The following is an 18,978-nucleotide window of genomic DNA, read 5'->3' on the forward strand; positions in this document are numbered from 1 at the left end:
TGAAAGCACCTCTATGAGGTGCTTTTTTTATTGTCGATATATTTTTACGAAAACGTTTGAAATGCTACTTTTGCCGAAAATTAAACTGACAATCTAAGCTGTTATGAGCAACATTAAATCCTACGAAAAGGAACTTGCTTTTCAGGCCGACAGAAGAAAGGCCACAACGGAATTTATTAAACTGATAAGTGATCTATGGTACGATAAATCTATTGAAATTGTACTATTCAAAAATCAAGTAATAGACCGCAACGTAAGTGATATTATCAACCTACATGAATATGCTGGGGAATTTGTTCAAAAACCCATTTCTATTTTTGATTCCGTAGAATTACTTAGGGCAATTAATGACATACCCTTGCCACCTGCCAAAATAGATATTGGCAAACTAACTTATGAATACCACTCGCAAATAAGCGAGCATTTAAATGTAAAAGCATTTGTTCTAGATAAACTAAATGATGCCCACGAAACCAAAACCATTAAACCAAAAGATGTTGTGCTTTATGGTTTTGGTAGAATAGGAAGATTGTTAGCCAGGGAATTAATGGCTAAAACCGGTAAAGGCAATCAACTTAGGCTTAGGGCAATAGTAACGCGTGGTACAATTACACAAGAAGTTTTAGAAAAAAGAGCGGCCCTGCTACGAACAGATTCTGTTCACGGTGAGTTTAGTGGAACGGTCTCTGTAGATATGGAGCAGAAAGCACTAGTGGTTAATGGCACCACTATTTTCTTTATAACTGCCAACAAACCAGAAGATATCAACTACACGGAATATGGTATTAAAGATGCCTTGGTAATAGACAATACGGGAGCATTTAGAGACCGCAAAGAATTAAGTAGACATTTAAAATCTAAAGGGTGCGCCAAAGTTTTGCTTACGGCTCCCGGTAAAGAAATACCTAATATTGTTCATGGGGTAAATCATCTAGATCATAATCCAGATAAGGAAACAATATTTTCTGCCGCCTCATGTACCACCAATGCCATAAGTCCTATTTTAAAGGTAATAGATGATTCTTTAGAGATAGAAAAGGGTCATTTAGAAACTATTCATGCCTATACAAACGACCAGAATTTGGTAGATAACATGCATAGTAAATATAGGAGAGGTAGGGCTGCCGCTCTTAATATGGTCATAACGGAAACGGGAGCAGGTAAAGCGGTCTCAAAAGCATTGCCCAATCTTGAAGGCAAATTAACTTCAAATGCTATAAGGGTACCAGTTCCTAATGGCTCTTTGGCCATTTTAAATCTTGAGGTGAAAAACCAGACCACTAAAGAAGCCGTGAATACCATATTAAAAAAATACGCGCTAGAGGGCGATTTAGTTGAGCAAATTAAGTATTCTTTAAGTAATGAGTTGGTGTCTTCTGATATTGTGGGCACCTCTGCCCCATCTATCTATGATAGTAAAGCTACCATTGTAGATGACAGTGGAAAGAACATCATTTTATACATCTGGTATGATAATGAATACGGGTATAGCCATCAGGTAATCCGTTTGGCCAAATATGTAGCCAAGGTGAGACGATATACCTATTATTAAAAGTTTTTTTGGGGATTGGTATTATTGGCTTAATTTCGCCAGTCCCCATTAAAATCTATTAGAACACTAAAGCGAAACACTATGAAAAACCTCTCTATTGTCCTATTTACATTGGTATTATCCTTAACTTTTGGGTATGCACAGGAAAACACTGAGGAGAATGTGGTAGAAGACAATTCCATTAAAGGCCAATTTGAAACACTAATTAGAAAATCTGGAAATTATAGGGCTCAAGGTAAGCGGTATGAAGTTGTTAGGGTATTAGAATTGGAAGCCCTTCAAAATAACGTATTGGATTCAATAAAAAACGCCAATAGTACAATTTCCAGTTTAAGAGCTACCATAGAAAAAAATGAGACTGAAATAACCAGTTTAAATGCTAGACTTGGCGAAACTAGTAGCAATCTGGAAAATATAACGGAAGAAAAAGACAGCATTCAATTTTTGGGTGCTTTAATGCCTAAGGGTACCTATAAGCTAATTGTTTGGTCTATTATTTTCGCCTTAATCATTTTCCTTGCTTTTTTCATCTATAAATTTAAAAATAGTAATGCTTTAACCATACAAGCAAAAGATGCTTTGGCAGAACTAGAAACAGAATACGAGCAGCACAGGAGAAGAGCTTTGGAAAGAGAGCAAAAAATAAGCAGAAAATTACAAGACGAGATCAATAAGAATCGTAAGTAATATTTAAGCGAATCTAAATATATGTTAAGGTGCGTATAGATATCATAACGGTTTTACCAGAGTTATTGAAAAGTCCTTTTGAGGCCTCAATTCTAAAGCGCGCCATAGATAAAGGTCTAGTAGAAGTGCATCTGCATCAACTTAGAGACTACACCTCCAATAAATACAAGCAAGTAGATGATTACCAATTTGGTGGTGGTGCGGGTATGGTTCTTATGATAGAACCTATAGAGAAATGTATTAACGGTTTAAAAGCAGAACGCCAATATGACGAGGTAATTTATATGACTCCTGATGGTGAAACGTTTAACCAACGTATTGCCAATGAATTATCATTAAAAGGTAATATAATTATCCTATGTGGGCACTACAAAGGTGTAGACCAAAGAGTAAGAGACCTATTTATCACAAAAGAAATATCCATAGGAGATTACGTGTTGTCTGGTGGTGAATTGGCCGCGGCAGTAGTTTCCGATGCAATAATTAGATTGCTTCCTGGTGTACTTAATGACGAGACCTCAGCGTTAACAGATACGTTCCAAGATAATTTATTGGCACCACCTGTATATACAAGACCAGCAGACTACAACGGATATAAGGTTCCTGAAATTTTGACCACCGGTAACTTTCCAAAAATTGAAAAATGGCGGGAAGAACAAGCTTTAAAAAGAACAAAAGAGCGTAGACCAGATTTATTAGACCAATAAGCACGGATGGAACACTTTAATATTTACTCGATTCTCACCGGTATTTTAGGTCTAATGGTAGTCATGCTATTCGTAATTTTTGGCATTATATTGGTTTACAAAAGAAAAGGAGTACCTAGCTACCTAATACTAATTGGCGCCCTTTTAGAATTATTTGTATTTGCAGGCCGTTTTTTTGTGCCTCTTATTTATGCTAGAAAATCTGTAGAATCTCTTGTTTCCGCACAAATGATTTTTAATTTATTGGCGGTATTTCCAAGCCTCTTGTTGGCAATAGGTCTTATATTATTTGTTGTGAGACTTCCTAAAGCTAAAAACCAATAAAAAATCAAGAGAAACGCTTGTCCAATAAAAAATTAAAACTAATTTTGCACTCGCATATTTACAACCTCTGACGATAACCGTGTAAGTTGTTCTTATTAAACCAATTAAAAAGATTAAAATGGAATCTTTAATTAAGTTTGTAGAAGACGAATTCGTAGCAAAAAAAGAATTTCCTAAATTTTCTGCAGGAGACACCATCACTGTTTACTATGAAATTAAGGAAGGTGAAAAAACAAGAACCCAGTTCTTTAGAGGTGTAGTTATCCAAAGAAGAGGTAGTGGTGCAACCGAAACTTTTACAATTCGTAAAATGAGTGGTACTGTAGGTGTTGAGCGTATTTTTCCTATTAACATGCCTGCTTTACAAAAAATTGAAGTTAACAAAAGAGGTAAAGTACGTAGAGCAAGAATCTTCTACTTTAGACAACTTAGAGGTAAAAAAGCAAGACTTAAAGAAATTCGTTCTTAAGTTAGGTTTTAACCATATACAAAAAGCACCCACTAAGGGTGCTTTTTTTATGAACAAATGTGAACAACCTTAGTTCATAAACTGTTCATTTTTAATATGTTAAAAAATTAGGTGGTTTTAGTTTTTTGATTAAATTAGTAGTGTTGAAAGGATATAACCTTACAATTTAGAAAGTAGACGTTCTTTATTAAATTGATGTGTTTCCTATATGGATGCCTGGCTTTTGGCCACCTTCCAAAAAAGTATGTATCACAACATTTACTTTGTGTGCGAACAGTTGGGTAAAACTTGTTTTGACAAAGTTGGAAAACGCTACAACCAAAAATTATTAAAAGTAATTTTTAATAATGTAAACGTCAACTTGCCTATGCTCTTATGCTAAGGCAAATTTTAGAATTCTAGAAGAGATTACTAGAATTACTAAGAAAGCCATGTTAGTACAGCTGTATTAACATGGCTTTTAACATTAAATGCCCTTTTTGTATTCCAAATTAGTAATCTAGCACAATTTAGACACCGTTAAAATTGTATATTTGCCACGCTTAAAAACAAAACTTTTTAAATGGCAAAAATACTCTACACTAAAACAGACGAAGCCCCAGCGCTTGCTACGCAATCTTTTCTTCCAATAGTACAAGCCTTTACCAAAACCGCTGCTATAGATATCGAAACCAAAGACATTTCTTTAGCTGGTAGAATTATAGCCACATTTCCAGAATACCTAAAGGAAGACCAACAAATTTCTGATGATCTTGCCAGTCTAGGTGCAATTGCTAAAACCCCTGAGGCCAACATAATAAAATTGCCAAACATCAGTGCTTCTATACCACAGCTTACAGAAGCCATAGAAGAATTACAAGGAAAGGGATATAATCTTCCCAATTATCCTTCTGAGCCTAAAAATCAAGAAGAAAAAGAGATTAAGGCCAAGTATGACAAAATTAAAGGTAGTGCGGTAAACCCGGTATTGCGTGAAGGTAACTCTGATCGTAGAGCTCCAAAAGCCGTTAAAAATTACGCCAAGAATAATCCACATAAAATGGGCGCATGGAATAAAGACTCCCAAACCCATGTGGCTACCATGACCTCTGGTGATTTTAGATCTAATGAAAAATCATTGACGCTTGACCAAGCCACGGCAGTTAAAATTGTTTTAGAAAACAACAATGGCACTACCATCTTAAAAGAAGGTTTGTCCCTATTAGATAAGGAAATTGTTGATGCAACCGTGATGAGCAAAGCGGCACTAACCGCATTTTTACAAAAAGAGGTGGCAGAAGCAAAGGAAAAAGGTCTATTACTTTCCTTACACTTAAAGGCAACAATGATGAAAGTGAGTGACCCTATTATTTTTGGTCATGCGGTAAAAGCTTATTTTGGAGACGTTTTTAATACGTATGAGACCGAATTAAAAGAAGCTGGTGTTTCTCCAAATGATGGTTTAGAAAGTCTTTTTGATAAACTGGAAAATGTATCGGAAAGCAAAAGAAAAGAAATTGAGGAAGCTATTGCCAACACCATAGCAAACGGGCCAGATTTGGCAATGGTAAACTCAGATAAAGGTATTACCAATTTACATGTTCCAAGTGATATTATTATAGATGCATCTATGCCCGCTATGATACGTAACTCTGGAAAAATGTGGGACAAAAATGGAAATTTACAAGATACCAAAGCCATAATTCCAGATAGTAGTTACGCTGCCATTTACCAAGCAACAATAGATTTCTGTAAAGAAAATGGTGCTTTTGACCCAACTACTATGGGTACCGTGCCCAATGTAGGTCTTATGGCCCAAAAAGCAGAAGAATATGGTTCTCATGACAAAACCTTTGAGTTAGACCAAGCTGGTACGGTAAAAGTTATAGACGAAGCTACCGGTGCCGTTCTAATGCAACATGAAGTTGAAGCGGGAGACATCTGGAGAATGTGTCAAGTAAAAGATGAACCTATAAAAGACTGGGTAAAGTTGGCTATCTCAAGGGCCAAAGCAACAGGGTGGCCTGCTGTTTTCTGGCTAGATGAAGATAGAGCACATGACGCGGAATTAATAAAAAAGGTAAACGAATATCTTAAAGCGCACGATACGGAAGGCTTAGAGATACATATACTTTCTCCGCTAAAAGCAACGGAATTCACCTTAAAAAGAATGAAAGATGGTAAAGATACCATCTCTGTATCCGGTAATGTTTTAAGAGATTACCTAACAGATTTATTTCCAATTTTAGAGGTAGGTACCAGTGCTAAAATGCTTTCCATTGTACCGTTAATGAATGGTGGTGGCTTATTTGAAACAGGTGCTGGTGGTTCCGCCCCAAAGCACGTAGAACAATTTGTAGAAGAAGGGCATTTACGTTGGGATTCACTTGGAGAGTTCCTAGCCCTAGGTGTTTCTCTAGAGCATTATGGCGAAAAGAACAATAATTCAACCGCATTGGTTTTAGCAGAAACTTTGGACAAGGCTACAGAACGTTTCTTGTTAAACGATAAGTCTCCTTCTAGAAAAGTAAACGAAAGAGATACTAGAGGCAGTCATTTCTATTTGGCACTGTACTGGGCACAAGAATTGGCAGCGCAAGACAAAGACAATGCGTTAAAAAACACCTTTGGACCAATAGCCCAGGAAATGACAGAAAAAGAAACGGTTATTGCACAAGAATTAATAGACGCACAAGGGCAAGCGGTAGAAATTGGCGGGTATTATCTTCCAGATTCCGAATTGGCCTCTAAAGCAATGAGACCTTCTGCAACCTTTAATGCCATTTTAGCTAAAATAGCATAAGGATTAAACCTTTAAAAAAAAGTTAAGCATGGGTAACTATGGCTTCCATTACCTACTTTTGGAATCTATTAGTTACCCATGTTAGTTAAAAAAATTGCTAGAATTTTAATCCTGGGGGTTCTTTTTATTGCCTGTGAAGATCCCATAGATGTAGATTTAGAAACATCAGAACCTAGATTGGTAGTAGATGCAATAATTGGTTATAATTTTAATGATGGTGAACCTGTCACTGCAGGAGAGGTTAAACTTACTTTAACCGCTCCTTTTTTTGACCAAGAAGTGCCTGCAGCAGAAAATGCCACCGTTCTATTACGGGACGAAACCACAGAAGAAACCTATCCTCTACAAGAAAACGAACCCGGAATATTCCGTGAAGGAATCCCTGATTTGGAGTTCAACAGAGCTTATTCCCTAATTATTACCTATAACAACGAAACGTACACGGCCACAACCCAGCTTATGCGTAGCGGCACCATTGAAAGTGTTACCCAAGGCGATGGTTTTCTAATAGACGAAGAAGAAGAAACGGAGGTTATTATTTCATTCAAGGATGTGGTTGGTGAACGCAACTACTACCTTTTTGCTTTTGGGTTTAATAATTTTTTGGTTTCGGATGATGAATATTATATGGATAATGGACTAACCTTTTCGTATTACTATGAAGAGGTAGAACCCGGTGATTTATTAACCATTACCCTATTGGGGATTGATAAAGATTTTGCTGCTTACACTGAGCAAATATTAACCCAATCTGGTGAAAATGGTGGTGGTGGCGGTTTTGGCGTTGCACCTGCAAATGTTAGAGGTAACCTTTACAACACCACCAACCCAGAGAACTACGCCCTTGGTTATTTTGCCCTAAGCGAAACAGATATCGCCCTAATCCGTATAGAATAATGCAAAGAAATTACAGCTCCAATCCCCTAAAATACGCGCAAATACTGTTGCTATTCGTATTTAGCTACTATTCAATTACTGGTTATGCACAAGAAAAATATACCCTGAGCGGGGTAGTTAAAGAAGCGAGCAGTAACGAAACCTTAATTGGTGTTACCGTTGCCGTGGCCAACCTTAGCACTGGTACCGTAACCAATGAATATGGGTTTTACTCCTTAACACTACCACAAGGCAGTTACCAAATAGTTGTTTCCTATATGGGTTTTAAAGAGGAATACGTAACCGTAAATTTGGAACAAAACACCAAAATGGATTTTGCCCTAACGGAAGAGGCAGAACAATTGGCAGAAGTAGTGGTTTCTGAAGACGTAGAACGGCTAGATGTGCGCAAACCTCAAATGAGCGTAAACACCCTCTCTGCGGCTACCATTAAAAAAGTTCCAGTTGTTTTAGGAGAGGCAGATGTTATTAAATCTTTAGTTCTTTTACCTGGGGTTACCAATGCCGGCGAGGGTTCTTCTGGGTTCAACGTAAGAGGTGGAGCCGTAGATCAAAATCTTATATTGTTAGACGAAGCTACTGTTTTTAACTCTTCGCATCTGTTCGGCTTTTTCTCTGTTTTTAATCCAGATGCCATAAAGGATTTAAAATTGTATAAGGGAGGTATCCCGGCTAGGTACGGTGGTCGTGTTTCCTCTGTTTTGGATATTTACCAGAAAGAAGGCAATAGTAAAGAATTTAAAGTAAATGGTGGTGTAGGTGCCGTGGCCAGCCGTTTGTTAATAGAAGGGCCTATTCAAAAAGATCGTACCGCATTTTTAATTGGAGGAAGGTCTTCTTACGCCCATTTATTTTTACCGCTATTTGATATTGATAGCAAAGCCTATTTCTATGATGTAAATACCAAAATTAACCACAGAATAAACGAGAACAACAGTCTGTATTTATCCGGTTATTTTGGTCGTGATTTATTTAGTCTAAACGAGAGTTTTGTAAATGTATATGGTAACGCCGTTGGTAATCTACGCTGGAACCATTTGTTCAATGATAGGCTATTTTCCAATCTTTCGCTCATCTATTCGGATTATTACTACGGTTTGGAACTCGATTTTGTAGGATTTGAGTGGGATTCTGGCATTCAGAATTTTAATGTGAAGTATGATTTAAAACATTACCTGAACAACAAACTTCAAATTAATTATGGCCTAAATAACATTTATTATGTGTTTAATCCCGGAGAAATTACACCAAACCGGTCTAACTCGGGCATAATTGAAGACCAGCTTACCAAAAAGTATGCAAATGAGGCAGCTGCTTATATAGATGTAGAACATGAAATATCCAATAAACTATCCGTTAATTACGGGCTGCGGGTCAGTCATTTCAATCGGTTGGGACAAGATGAATTTTTTGCCTACCAAAACAACCAAGCCGTAGTTTTTGACGAACGCCAACAAGTGTATAAAGAAGCAACCCCCATAGATACACTTACACCGGGCAGAGGTGGCAGTTTGGCAAAGTTCACCAATTTAGAACCAAGGCTTGCAATTGCCTATTCCCTAAACGATAATTCAAGTATAAAAACAAGTTATACCAGACTAGCCCAGTACCTACATTTATTATCCAATACCAGTTCCCCTACTCCTTTGGATGTTTGGACGCCCAGCGGACCTTTTGTACAACCACAGCTGCTAGACCAATATGCCCTAGGCTATTTTAAAACGATAAATGGAGGCGATTACACGCTAGAAGTAGAAGGCTTTTATAAAGACATCCAAAACCGTATAGATTATATAGATGGGGCAGATTTAATAGCCAACAATGCTATAGAACAAGTAATTTTGAATGGGCAGGCAAGGGCATACGGGCTAGAATTCCTATTCAGGAAAAATGAAGGTGACCTAACCGGTTGGTTGTCCTATACCCTATCGCGTTCAGAACAACGCACCCCTGGTAGAACGGCAGTAGAAACCGGAATTAATAATGGTAATTGGTATGCCAGTGCGTATGATAAAACGCATGACCTATCTATAAACGCCAACTACGAACTCAACGATAAATGGTCTTTTGGTTCCAATTTTATCTTCCAAACGGGGCAACCTACCAACTATCCCGTGGGGCAGTTTCAACAACAGGGCTTGGTAGTGCCCATTTATGGCGAAAGAAACAAAACCCGTTTACCGGCTTACCACCGCTTAGACCTATCGGCCACTTTAACGCCTAGAAAAAATAAAAACAGAAAATTACAAGGCGAATGGGTGTTTAGTATCTATAATGTTTACAATAGACGTAATGCGGCCTCTATCAACTTTAGTAGAAATGAAGACAATGGTAGAAACGAAGCCACCCGAACCGCCATATTTGGTTTAATCCCATCCGTGACCTATAATTTTAAATTCTAACAGGGGCTTAACTATCTTTACATTATGAGAAGAACGGATAAAGACGTACTGGTAAAAGGCATTAAATCTTTTTTAAAAACGGTTTTTTTAATGTTTTTAGCTCCTTTTGTCCTTTATCAGGCTTTTAAAAACACCGAAAACGTATTGTATTACCCTGTACTTATAATTGGTATTGTTTTGGCAATAGCCGCCATTTATATGGGTTTTAGGTCTGTGCAACTGGTTATGGACGCAGTATTTGGTAAAAAGACCAAAACCTAATTGCTGCCAGATTCCGTTTTGGTGGTTTTCCATTTATTGCTCAACTCCGCATAATCATAATCTAAAACCGATTTTTGCCGTTTTAATTGATTGGCGGCAAAAGCACGCTGTAAGATGTCTTCTATTAAATAATCTTCGTGCACACTTTGGGGTTTAAACTCTTCTTTAAGACTTATTTTAAAGGCGCTTGCCGTAGTATTGTACCAAAAGGCGCGCCAACCGTTACGCAGCTCTTTTACCAAATCAAAAGCGGTTGTTCCCGTTTGTCTATGAATTAGCTTTATTAAAATCTGACCTTCTGTACGGGTAAGCTTTTTAAGTTCATCAGAAAATTCGCCCTCAATATATTTTTGAACCTTGCGGGTATACTTTTTCTGGTGGCGTTTTTTGTCAATTTTTGTTAAACTATCGTTCAGCTCTACTAAGCGTTCTGCGGCCATTTTTGCATACGGGTATACTTTCAACGTTTTTCTTCTAAGTATATAGTAACGCAACCGTTCCTTTTTATCTTTAAAAGAAAGTTTTCCAAAAATATATACATCGTCCAAAGCAATTGTTTGGGTCCAAGTAGTATCCCCTTCCATACGCACCAAATAGGCAGTAGAATCCATTTCTTTCTGTTGCCCAATTACTACAACCGCATAAAACAGTGCCAAAAGTGTAACTATTTTTTTCATGCCATCTTTTAGAACAAAAACCTTACCAAAGGTAACGATTAGAAACAGCTCATATTATTAAATCCTCTTTAAATTGCTAAGTTTGTATTGAAATATAAAACTATGGCAGAGAAAAGCATACTTACCGAAAAGTCGTTAGCATTTTTTGAGAAATATCTAAATAATGCTTCCCCTACCGGTTACGAATGGGAAGGGCAAAAAATATGGATGGATTACCTAAAGCCGTACGTAGATGAGTTTATCACAGATACCTACGGTACTGCTGTTGCGGTTATAAATCCAGACGCAAAATACAAAGTGGTAATTGAAGGCCATTCTGATGAAATATCTTGGTATGTTAATTACATTACCGATAATGGTCTTATTTATGTGATTAGAAATGGCGGTAGTGACCACCAAATTGCACCGTCTAAATGGGTAAACATACATACCAAGAACGGTATTGTAAAAGGCGTTTTTGGTTGGCCGGCCATCCACACTCGTAAAAACGAAAAAGAAGAAGCACCAAAAGTTGATAATATATTTATAGATATAGGTGCAAAAGACAAAGAAGAGGTAGAAAAAATGGGCGTACACGTGGGTTGTGTAATTACCTACCCAGACGAATTTCAAGTACTGAACAACGATAAATTTGTGTGCCGGGCCATTGATAACCGTGCGGGCGGATTTATGATTGCAGAGGTGGCTCGTTTGTTACATGAAAATGGAAAAAAACTACCTTTTGGATTGTACATAACCAATTCGGTTCAAGAAGAGATTGGTTTGCGTGGTGCAGAAATGATTACCCAACGCATTAAACCTAATGTGGCCATTGTTACAGACGTAACGCACGATACCACTACCCCAATGATTGACAAGAAAACCCAAGGCGAAACCCATATTGGCAAAGGCCCTGTAGTTTCCTATGCGCCTGCGGTACAACAGAAGTTGCGCGACTTAATTTTAGCCACTGCGGAAGAAAAGAACATCCCGTTCCAAAGACAGGCTTCTTCCAGATATACCGGCACGGATACCGATGCTTTTGCCTATAGCAATGGTGGTGTAGCTTCTGCATTAATCTCTCTACCTTTACGCTATATGCATACCACGGTAGAAATGGTACATAGAGATGATGTAGAAAACGTGATAAAACTGATTTACGAAACCCTATTGAACATTAAAGACGGGGAAACCTTTAGTTATTTTGAGTAGTCTTTTATGGACGAATTAATAGATATATTGCATGAAGACGGTTCCCCAACGGGAACCGTTTTGCTTAAGTCCGAAGCACACCAACGTGGACTTTTCCACCCTACGGTACATGTTTGGTTTTATACCAACCGAGGTGAAGTTTTGCTACAACAACGTGGAAAAAACAAGGCCACCCATCCCCTACTTTGGGATGTTTCCGTTGCGGGGCATATTGCCGCAGGCGAAGCGTATGAGATTGCCGCTGTGCGGGAAGTTTTAGAGGAGATTGGATTAACGATTAAACCTGAACAGTTAGAGAAAATTGCCGTTATAAAAGCGATGCATACCCATCCTAATGGCATACAGGATAACGAATTTCACCAGGTGTATTTATGTGCGCTTACCGTACCCCTATCCCAATTAACCAAACAAGAATCTGAGGTTAAAGCGTTACAATTAAAACCGCTCTTGAGGTTCGCAGAAGAAATATGGGGTCTTGCACAGACGAATGCCTACGTGCCGCATGGCTCCGATTATTATAAGCTGATTTGTAAAGAAATACAGGCTCGACTTAAACGATAGTTGTTCGTTGTTCGTTTTTCGTTTTTCGTTTTTCGTTGATAGTTAAGTGAATGAATTTACTTAGACATTAGAGGAAATACGGTCCTCCGTATTTTTTACTTTGCACTTCTTAACAGATTTCTCAGTCAAAGCTTCGCTTTTCTTATCGAAATGACACCGTGAATTCTTTAGAAATAAGATGCTGAATCAAGTTCAGCATGACGAATACAAAAGAGACTTACTCCTTAATACTTCGTTCTTGTTACTTCCAAGTCAAAGCTTCGCTTTTCTTATCAAAATGACGCCGTAAATTTCCCTAAAACGAGATGCTGAAACAAGTTCAGCATGCCGAATACAGACGACACTTAATACTTTGTACTTCGTTCTTATTACTTCCAAAAAGATTTCTCGGTCAAAGCTTGGCCTTTCTTATCGAAATGACACCATAAATTCTTTAGAAACGAGATGCGGAATCAAGTTCAACATGACGCATACAGATGATACTAAATACTTTGTACTTCGTTCTTGATACTTCCAAAAAGATTTCTCAGTCAAAGCTTCGCTTTTCTTATCGAAATGACACCATAAATTTCCCTAAAACGAGATGCTGAAACAAGTTCAGCATGACGAAAACAGACAATACTTTATAATCTTCAATTTCTACTCAGTAATTTACCCTTCTTACTAAGTACAGCAATAGTTGAAAACTAGCGCTAGTTGGGAGTATTGTCTTAGACCAAATTGATTAATTCTTCCAATTGATGGGTTGTAACTAGGTATTGTTTTTGAGAATTTTTTTCATCTCAAATAATTTGCTACCTCCGTTATTTAATAAATTTAGGAATATCCTTTCTACCATGTAATACTCTTGCAATCAAAATATGATTTTCATGTATTTCATAAAATACAATATGCTCATTTTCAATAATGCTATAAATACCTTTTTTTATTTCATTTCGCTCTCTTCCGAGATTGGGATTTTTAACCAGTTGTTCAAATAAATTTTCAAAATCAGATAAATATTTAACTGCTTTATTAAATCCGAATTCAGCTTCTGAATAATCAAAAATTTCATCTAAATCTGAATCTGCATCTTTGGTTAACAAGAATAATTTAAGTTTGTGGGAGGTCATCAAGCCGTTTTCTTGGATTTGCGTTTTGCATCGATAATATCTTTTACCGATCTTTTGCTAATGCCACTGCTTAAACCCTTTTCAATTTCAGCCCTTAAATCTGCAATAACCTTTTCACGATAAATCTCGTGCAACCGTAGCGCATCCCTGATTACTTCGCTATTGTTCTGGTACTCACCTGAAGCTACTTGTTTGGCAATGTACTCTTCCTGTTTTTTAGTGAAACTTATGTTCATTTTTTAAGGCTTTGATAGCTTAAAGATATTTATATTAATGATATTTAGCAAATATGGATATAAAAACATTATTTTAAGCTAACCCTGCTAGCGCTAGTTTGTAACTAATACCCACAAGGGTAAGCTAAATATTCTGACTTACTAAAAATAAATCAGTTTATACGGTCCACAAGCAATTTTAAACTTTTACAGCCTGAAGTCACAGGGTATTGCTTACTAGGTAGCGTAACCGTTACAGGTGGGTACTGCAATTACTCGAACGCTAGCAGGTGGGTGGGATGCTGAAACAAGTTCAGCATGACGAATACAGACGGCACTTAATACTTTGTACTTCGTACTTTTTACTTCCAAAAAAGATTTCTCAGTCAAAGCTTCGCTTTTCTTATCAAAATGACGCCGTAAATTTCCCTAAAACGAGATGCTGAAACAAGTTCAGCATGACGAATACAGACGACACTTAATACTTTGTACTTCGTTCTTGTTACTTCCAAAAAGATTTCTCGGTCAAAGCTTCGCTTTTCTTATCAAAATGACACCGTAAATTCTTTAGAAACAAGATGCTGAAACAAGTTCAGCATGACGAATACAGACGACACTTAATACTTTGTACTTCGTTCTTGTTACTTCCAAAAAGATTCCTCGGTCAAAGCTTCGCTTTTCTTATCGAAATGACACCATAAATTCTTTAGAAACAAGATGCTGAAACAAGTTCAGCATGACGAAAGTATTTAGCACTTTGTACTTTATACTTCGCACTTAGTACTTTCTAATTCAATTAAGGCTTCAATTACGCCCGACTTGATAACAAATTACTGCTGCTTCACCTTAGTAACAAAAGCTTCCAAATCGGTAAGGTTATAATTGGTTTGCTCGCCTTTGGCCATGTCTTTTACGGTAAATTCGCCTTGGGCAATTTCACTTTCACCTAAAAGAATAACATACGGTACATTGCGCTTATCCGCATATTTAAATTGTTTTTGCATTTTGGTTGAAGACGGATACAAATCTGCACGCAAACCATGACCACGTAATGCGGTAACCAAACGCAATGCGGCACGACCTTCTTTTTGTCCAAAATTTAGGCATAACACATCTAAAGACTGCTCCATAGCTTTTGGAAACAAATCCAGCTCTTCTAACACCAAATAAATACGGTCTAGACCAAAAGAAATACCAACGCCACTCACATCTTTAAGTCCAAAAATACCGGTAAGGTCGTCATAGCGGCCACCGCCACCAATAGACCCCATTTTTACGCCTTCTGGTGCAGCTACTTCAAAAATAGCACCCGTATAATAATTTAATCCACGGGCCAAAGTAACATCTAGTTCTAGCTTGGCAGACTTAAGCCCTAACTCGGTTACGGTTTCTAGAATCTCATCTAGCTCTGCCACACCTTTCATCCCCACTTCAGAAGTTACCAACAAATCTTTTAGTTGGTCTAATTGCTCCGCTACGGAACCTTGCATATTAAAAAGTGGTTGTGCTTTTGCAATTGCAGTTGCGGAAATGCCTTTGGCCAACATTTCTTCTTTTACTTTTTCTTCTCCAATCTTATCTAACTTATCCAAAGCCACGGTAAAATCTACCAGTAGGTGTTGTGCGCCAATTACCTCCGCTATACCAGACAACACTTTTCTGTTGTTTAGTTTAATGGTAGTACCGCTAAGTCCTAAATCTGTAAAAACAGCATCGTACAACTGTACAAACTCCACCTCTTGTAGCAGGCTGTTGGCACCCACCACATCGGCATCGCACTGGTAAAACTCCCTAAACCTACCTTTTTGCGGTCTATCTGCCCGCCAAACTGGCTGTACTTGGTAGCGTTTAAACGGAAAATCTATCTCGTTCTGGTGCATTACCACATACCGCGCAAACGGTACCGTAAGGTCATACCGCAGGGCTTTCTCCGTAATTTTAGGTGCTATGGTACTGCTATTTTTAGAACTGTACGTTACATCATCAACTTTAGAAATAAAGTCGCCCGAATTTAAAATCTTAAAGATTAGACGGTCGCCCTCTTCTCCGTACTTGCCCAAAAGAGTATCCGAATTCTCAAAACTTGGCGTTTCTATGGGCATAAACCCAAAGGTTTCAAAATGCTTTTTTATGGTTTTGATAATGTGGTTACGCTTAGCGACCTCTACTGGAGAAAAATCGCGAGTTCCTTTAGGTATACTTGGTTTTTGGGCCATAAGTTGTATTTAAAATGCAAATATAAGTTGCCATGGCTGCCCTGCCAAAGCTGGGCTAAGCCGACCGTTTATTTCAATATTTAGTTTTCTATAATAGCATCGAACCATTGGTACAATTCCCCTTTGGTTATGACAGCCCCTTGTTTAATAAGCTCAAACTTATCTACATTTTTATCGTGGCTGTATGCTTTGGATGCGGTGAGGTATTCTACAAAGTCTGATTGCCAGTTCTTTTTAAACCAACCAAAACCTTCTTTGGTGCGCAGGTCTATTTCTGGATTCATCACTTTTACGGAAATCAGTTTCATCTCTTTCTCTTCTAAATGAAACAGATGCATGTGGCGTTCCGAGATATTTTCTAAATAGTTTACCTTATTTAAAACCCCTTCCCAGATTAAATCGCTAAACACATCTAGCTCTTCTTCTGCTACTGAAGGCTTATCTTTTTTTAATTGCTCCCATTCCGTTGCGGTGATGCTCTGGGTTGCTAAAAAGTTGATAAACTCTTGGTGTAGCTCTTCTAACTGCTCTTTAGTGAGTCTTCTGTATTTCATGGTTGTATTGCTGCTATACTAAATTGGCTGCAAAAATACGGAAAGTTGTGTTTTGTTTGGGTGTTGGGTTGATGGTCAATCGTTGTTCGTTGTTCGTTTTTCGTTTTTCGTTTTTCGTTTTTCGTTTTTCGTTTTTCGTGGATAGAAGTAAAGTGCTAAAATGAATTTACCAAGGAATTGAATAACATATGGCAATTTTTACTTGCTAAGAGGTCTCGACTGCGCTCGATCTGACAGCAATAGCAATTTATGAAATAGAAATTCTCATTACTACAACACTAAGATGCTGAAACAAGTTCAGCATGACGAATACAGACAGTACTTCTACTTTGTACTTCGTACTTTTTACTTCTTAACAGATTTCTCAGTCATAGCTACACTATTCCTATCGAAATGACACCATATATTTGTTTAAAACAAGATGCTGAAACTTGTTCAGCATGATGAAAACAGACAATACTTTGTACTTTCTACTTAATACTTCACACTTCTTACTCGGTACTGCACTTGTTACAAACTAGCGCTAGCGGGGGGAAAGGATTTTTCACTTTATAGACCTCATTATTAGAGACCATAAAGCTGGACAGGCATACGCTAATAAGTAAAAAGCCCCACCAAAGTGAGGCTCTCAATATCTATTTATTCTTTAACTCGCCAAAAGTCTTCTTTGAGAAGTTTGTAAATTCGAGAGGAATTAATTCCCCAGTCTTCAATATCATCTTCTAACAAAACCTCTTTCGCTCGCATAAAAAAGTCAAAAATATTGTCTTCCAATTTTGAATGAACTTGGTTTAACAAACCTTGTCCGTACCTCCAAATTTCATCTTTATTTTCGTCTTCCACGCCTAACAGAAGTACATCTCCATGAAGCATTAACCCTATTTGGATAAATCCTTTCGTGTTCCAATTTTCTTCTTTGCTTTGATATTTCTTAACTTCTTCCAGAATTTTTTGATGTGGAAAGATATGGTCGATTGTGCTAAAATATTCCTCTCCATTCATTTCTACACCATCATACATACTGATTGATGTTAATGGATATAAGTCCATCCCTTGATCATCAAGAACAATCTTTTCTAACTTAAATGATTGATAACCTATCTTATATAAAGAGATAAAATTCAAAAACACTGAAGGTAGAATTGGGTTAGATACCAAATCCGAAAAACCCTCTACATTCTTATCGACTTGTTTTAATAATTCTAGTCCTATTCTATTCATAAAATTAAGGCTCGTTAAAAAGCCCTTTAATTCAGGATACTTTGTTACAATCTCTCTTCCTCCTGTATGCTTTCCAATTATAGCGTCATGAATTTCCTTTCTAACAGGATACATACTTGTTCCATCTTGATGATGATGCCAAGTATATGGTTCACCCCCCCGCTAGCGCTAGTTTGTAACTAGTGCCCATAAGAGTGAGTAAAGTACAATAATTCAAGAAAACAATCTTATCAATTTAAATATGATACCTATTTTGCGCTAAATAGTGAACAACAAAACAAAACCGCTGCTATTCCTTTCGAAATGACAGCATACATTTCTTTAAAACGAGATGCTCAAATAATTTCAGCATGACAAATACAAACGGTAATTTTTACTTTTTACTTTTCACTTAATACTTTACTGGTACGGCACTAGTTACAAACTAGCGCTAGTAGGGGAGGATTGACTTTTAAAATACTCTTCAATTTTCCTCACATCATTAAGGACATAGTCATTTCCTTCAAAAAGCAGCTTTATTCTTTTTAATAGCAAATTGGTATCTCCTCTTTTTAAAAGGTATGATACCACAACACCGCTCAAAACTTCCCTTTTGCCATAGCCTTTTTTAAGCTCTTTCTGCTTTTCATCTATCTTTAATAATGCATCGTCTACTTTTAACACCCTTTCATTGATGTACTCATGTATTCCTTCCAAAGAACTTAGTTTTTCAATAAAAGGTAAACCGATTGATTCCATAAATCTAATATGATCAGATACGATAGGTTCAACATTTGTATCAATTGCTACACGGTAGTAATAGGATTTCCCGTCTAATCCATGATTATCAACAAAAGGAGATTCAAAATCACCAACTCCAAACTCTTCAGCAAAGTCCAAATCTAGCACCCTAACTATAGTATTATTTTTTAAGGACTCTGGAAAAATAACAGACTGAATATTTGATATCTCTTTGTTTTCCAATGTAATACTTGGTCTAAAAACTACAGAGTCGACCCCTTTACTTGACTCTCCCCAAAAAACGGAAAAATCACCTTTTAAAAATTCCTTTGTTGATTTTTTGAGTTTAAATCCTTGATTTATATAGTAATCTGATAAAGCATCAGTTACCTTACTTTTTATCTCTTGATTTAGCTTTTTATTCAAATCT

General features: G+C 37.2%; 17 protein-coding genes and 1 pseudogene. 11 read left to right on the plus strand and 7 right to left on the minus strand.

The features are described 5' to 3' along the window. Positions 1 to 103: 103 nt before the first annotated feature. From BUL40_RS06125 to BUL40_RS06165, 9 genes are all read left to right on the plus strand, one after another. Positions 104 to 1,552 (plus strand): glyceraldehyde-3-phosphate dehydrogenase, encoded by a 1,449-nt coding sequence (locus BUL40_RS06125; protein ID WP_080318496.1) that lies wholly within the window; start codon positions 104 to 106, stop codon positions 1,550 to 1,552. A gap of 81 nt (positions 1,553 to 1,633) precedes the next feature. Continuing rightward, positions 1,634 to 2,239: a tRNA (guanine-N1)-methyltransferase gene (locus BUL40_RS06130; protein ID WP_080318497.1), complete on the plus strand. Its 606-nt coding sequence runs from the start codon at positions 1,634 to 1,636 to the stop codon at positions 2,237 to 2,239. Positions 2,240 to 2,268: 29 nt separating this feature from the next. After that, the gene (gene trmD / locus BUL40_RS06135; protein ID WP_080318498.1) at positions 2,269 to 2,946 is read left to right on the plus strand and encodes a tRNA (guanosine(37)-N1)-methyltransferase TrmD; all 678 of its coding nucleotides are present in this window, start codon (positions 2,269 to 2,271) and stop codon (positions 2,944 to 2,946) included. A gap of 6 nt (positions 2,947 to 2,952) precedes the next feature. Then, positions 2,953 to 3,270 carry a hypothetical protein gene (locus BUL40_RS06140; protein ID WP_141239642.1) on the plus strand — a complete coding sequence of 106 codons (318 nt, stop codon included), beginning with the start codon at positions 2,953 to 2,955 and terminating at the stop codon, positions 3,268 to 3,270. Between the two features lie 118 nt (positions 3,271 to 3,388). Then, positions 3,389 to 3,739, plus strand: coding sequence for a 50S ribosomal protein L19 (gene rplS, locus BUL40_RS06145; protein ID WP_010517981.1), 351 nt, complete (start codon positions 3,389 to 3,391; stop codon positions 3,737 to 3,739). A gap of 562 nt (positions 3,740 to 4,301) precedes the next feature. Then, positions 4,302 to 6,521, plus strand: coding sequence for an NADP-dependent isocitrate dehydrogenase (locus tag BUL40_RS06150; protein WP_080318499.1), 2,220 nt, complete (start codon positions 4,302 to 4,304; stop codon positions 6,519 to 6,521). A gap of 78 nt (positions 6,522 to 6,599) precedes the next feature. Continuing rightward, positions 6,600 to 7,418 carry a DUF4249 family protein gene (locus BUL40_RS06155; protein ID WP_080318500.1) on the plus strand — a complete coding sequence of 273 codons (819 nt, stop codon included), beginning with the start codon at positions 6,600 to 6,602 and terminating at the stop codon, positions 7,416 to 7,418. Then, positions 7,418 to 9,820, plus strand: a complete 2,403-nt coding sequence (locus tag BUL40_RS06160) for a TonB-dependent receptor (protein WP_080318501.1) — start codon at positions 7,418 to 7,420, stop codon at positions 9,818 to 9,820. The genes BUL40_RS06155 and BUL40_RS06160 overlap by 1 nt, the downstream gene beginning before the upstream one ends. 24 nt (positions 9,821 to 9,844) lie before the next feature. After that, entirely contained in the window at positions 9,845 to 10,081 is a 237-nt protein-coding gene (locus tag BUL40_RS06165; protein ID WP_080318502.1) for a DUF6095 family protein, read from the plus strand. On the opposite strand, the gene BUL40_RS06170 is transcribed toward BUL40_RS06165, so the two are convergent. Then, positions 10,078 to 10,758, minus strand: coding sequence for a DUF4294 domain-containing protein (locus tag BUL40_RS06170; protein WP_080318503.1), 681 nt, complete (start codon positions 10,756 to 10,758; stop codon positions 10,078 to 10,080). The two genes, BUL40_RS06165 and BUL40_RS06170, sit on opposite strands and share 4 nt — an antisense overlap. Before the next feature lie 102 nt (positions 10,759 to 10,860). Between BUL40_RS06170 and BUL40_RS06175 the strand changes: the two genes are divergently transcribed. Both BUL40_RS06175 and BUL40_RS06180 read left to right on the plus strand, forming a co-directional pair. Continuing rightward, complete coding sequence (locus tag BUL40_RS06175) at positions 10,861 to 11,949, plus strand: M42 family metallopeptidase (protein ID WP_080318504.1); 1,089 nt, start codon at positions 10,861 to 10,863, stop codon at positions 11,947 to 11,949. A gap of 6 nt (positions 11,950 to 11,955) precedes the next feature. Beyond that, on the plus strand, positions 11,956 to 12,510 hold the full coding sequence (locus BUL40_RS06180) for an NUDIX hydrolase (protein WP_080318505.1): 555 nt from the start codon (positions 11,956 to 11,958) through the stop codon (positions 12,508 to 12,510). Positions 12,511 to 13,313: 803 nt separating this feature from the next. Here the strand turns inward: BUL40_RS06180 and BUL40_RS06185 are convergent. From BUL40_RS06185 to BUL40_RS06210, 6 genes and pseudogenes are all read right to left on the minus strand, one after another. Further along, positions 13,314 to 13,595 carry a type II toxin-antitoxin system RelE/ParE family toxin gene (locus BUL40_RS06185; RefSeq protein WP_244901830.1) on the minus strand — a complete coding sequence of 94 codons (282 nt, stop codon included), beginning with the start codon at positions 13,593 to 13,595 and terminating at the stop codon, positions 13,314 to 13,316. A 26-nt stretch (positions 13,596 to 13,621) separates the two neighbouring features. Beyond that, the gene (locus BUL40_RS06190) at positions 13,622 to 13,858 is read right to left on the minus strand and encodes a type II toxin-antitoxin system ParD family antitoxin (protein ID WP_080318507.1); all 237 of its coding nucleotides are present in this window, start codon (positions 13,856 to 13,858) and stop codon (positions 13,622 to 13,624) included. An 809-nt stretch (positions 13,859 to 14,667) separates the two neighbouring features. Further along, positions 14,668 to 16,053: a histidine--tRNA ligase gene (gene hisS / locus BUL40_RS06195; protein WP_080318508.1), complete on the minus strand. Its 1,386-nt coding sequence runs from the start codon at positions 16,051 to 16,053 to the stop codon at positions 14,668 to 14,670. An 80-nt stretch (positions 16,054 to 16,133) separates the two neighbouring features. After that, positions 16,134 to 16,607, minus strand: a complete 474-nt coding sequence (locus tag BUL40_RS06200) for a DUF6495 family protein (protein ID WP_010517972.1) — start codon at positions 16,605 to 16,607, stop codon at positions 16,134 to 16,136. Positions 16,608 to 17,246: 639 nt separating this feature from the next. Next, positions 17,247 to 17,969 (minus strand): annotated as a pseudogene (locus BUL40_RS06205) (HNH endonuclease); the annotation flags it as partial. 276 nt (positions 17,970 to 18,245) lie between these two features. Beyond that, positions 18,246 to 18,974, minus strand: a complete 729-nt coding sequence (locus tag BUL40_RS06210) for a hypothetical protein (RefSeq protein ID WP_080318510.1) — start codon at positions 18,972 to 18,974, stop codon at positions 18,246 to 18,248. Positions 18,975 to 18,978: the final 4 nt, after the last annotated feature.

It is taken from the genome of Croceivirga radicis (genome assembly GCF_002072105.2).
Lineage (GTDB): Bacteria > Bacteroidota > Bacteroidia > Flavobacteriales > Flavobacteriaceae > Croceivirga > Croceivirga radicis.

Coding starts and splice junctions, on each gene's coding strand:
- BUL40_RS06140 (WP_141239642.1), top strand. CDS start 2,953: ATGGAACACTTTAATATTTACTCGATTCTCACCGGTATTTTAGGTCTA.
- hisS (WP_080318508.1), bottom strand. CDS start 16,053: ATGGCCCAAAAACCAAGTATACCTAAAGGAACTCGCGATTTTTCTCCA.
- rplS (WP_010517981.1), top strand. CDS start 3,389: ATGGAATCTTTAATTAAGTTTGTAGAAGACGAATTCGTAGCAAAAAAA.
- BUL40_RS06125 (WP_080318496.1), top strand. CDS start 104: ATGAGCAACATTAAATCCTACGAAAAGGAACTTGCTTTTCAGGCCGAC.
- BUL40_RS06170 (WP_080318503.1), bottom strand. CDS start 10,758: ATGAAAAAAATAGTTACACTTTTGGCACTGTTTTATGCGGTTGTAGTA.
- BUL40_RS06160 (WP_080318501.1), top strand. CDS start 7,418: ATGCAAAGAAATTACAGCTCCAATCCCCTAAAATACGCGCAAATACTG.
- BUL40_RS06155 (WP_080318500.1), top strand. CDS start 6,600: ATGTTAGTTAAAAAAATTGCTAGAATTTTAATCCTGGGGGTTCTTTTT.
- BUL40_RS06130 (WP_080318497.1), top strand. CDS start 1,634: ATGAAAAACCTCTCTATTGTCCTATTTACATTGGTATTATCCTTAACT.
- BUL40_RS06190 (WP_080318507.1), bottom strand. CDS start 13,858: ATGAACATAAGTTTCACTAAAAAACAGGAAGAGTACATTGCCAAACAA.
- BUL40_RS06200 (WP_010517972.1), bottom strand. CDS start 16,607: ATGAAATACAGAAGACTCACTAAAGAGCAGTTAGAAGAGCTACACCAA.
- BUL40_RS06180 (WP_080318505.1), top strand. CDS start 11,956: ATGGACGAATTAATAGATATATTGCATGAAGACGGTTCCCCAACGGGA.
- BUL40_RS06175 (WP_080318504.1), top strand. CDS start 10,861: ATGGCAGAGAAAAGCATACTTACCGAAAAGTCGTTAGCATTTTTTGAG.
- BUL40_RS06165 (WP_080318502.1), top strand. CDS start 9,845: ATGAGAAGAACGGATAAAGACGTACTGGTAAAAGGCATTAAATCTTTT.
- BUL40_RS06150 (WP_080318499.1), top strand. CDS start 4,302: ATGGCAAAAATACTCTACACTAAAACAGACGAAGCCCCAGCGCTTGCT.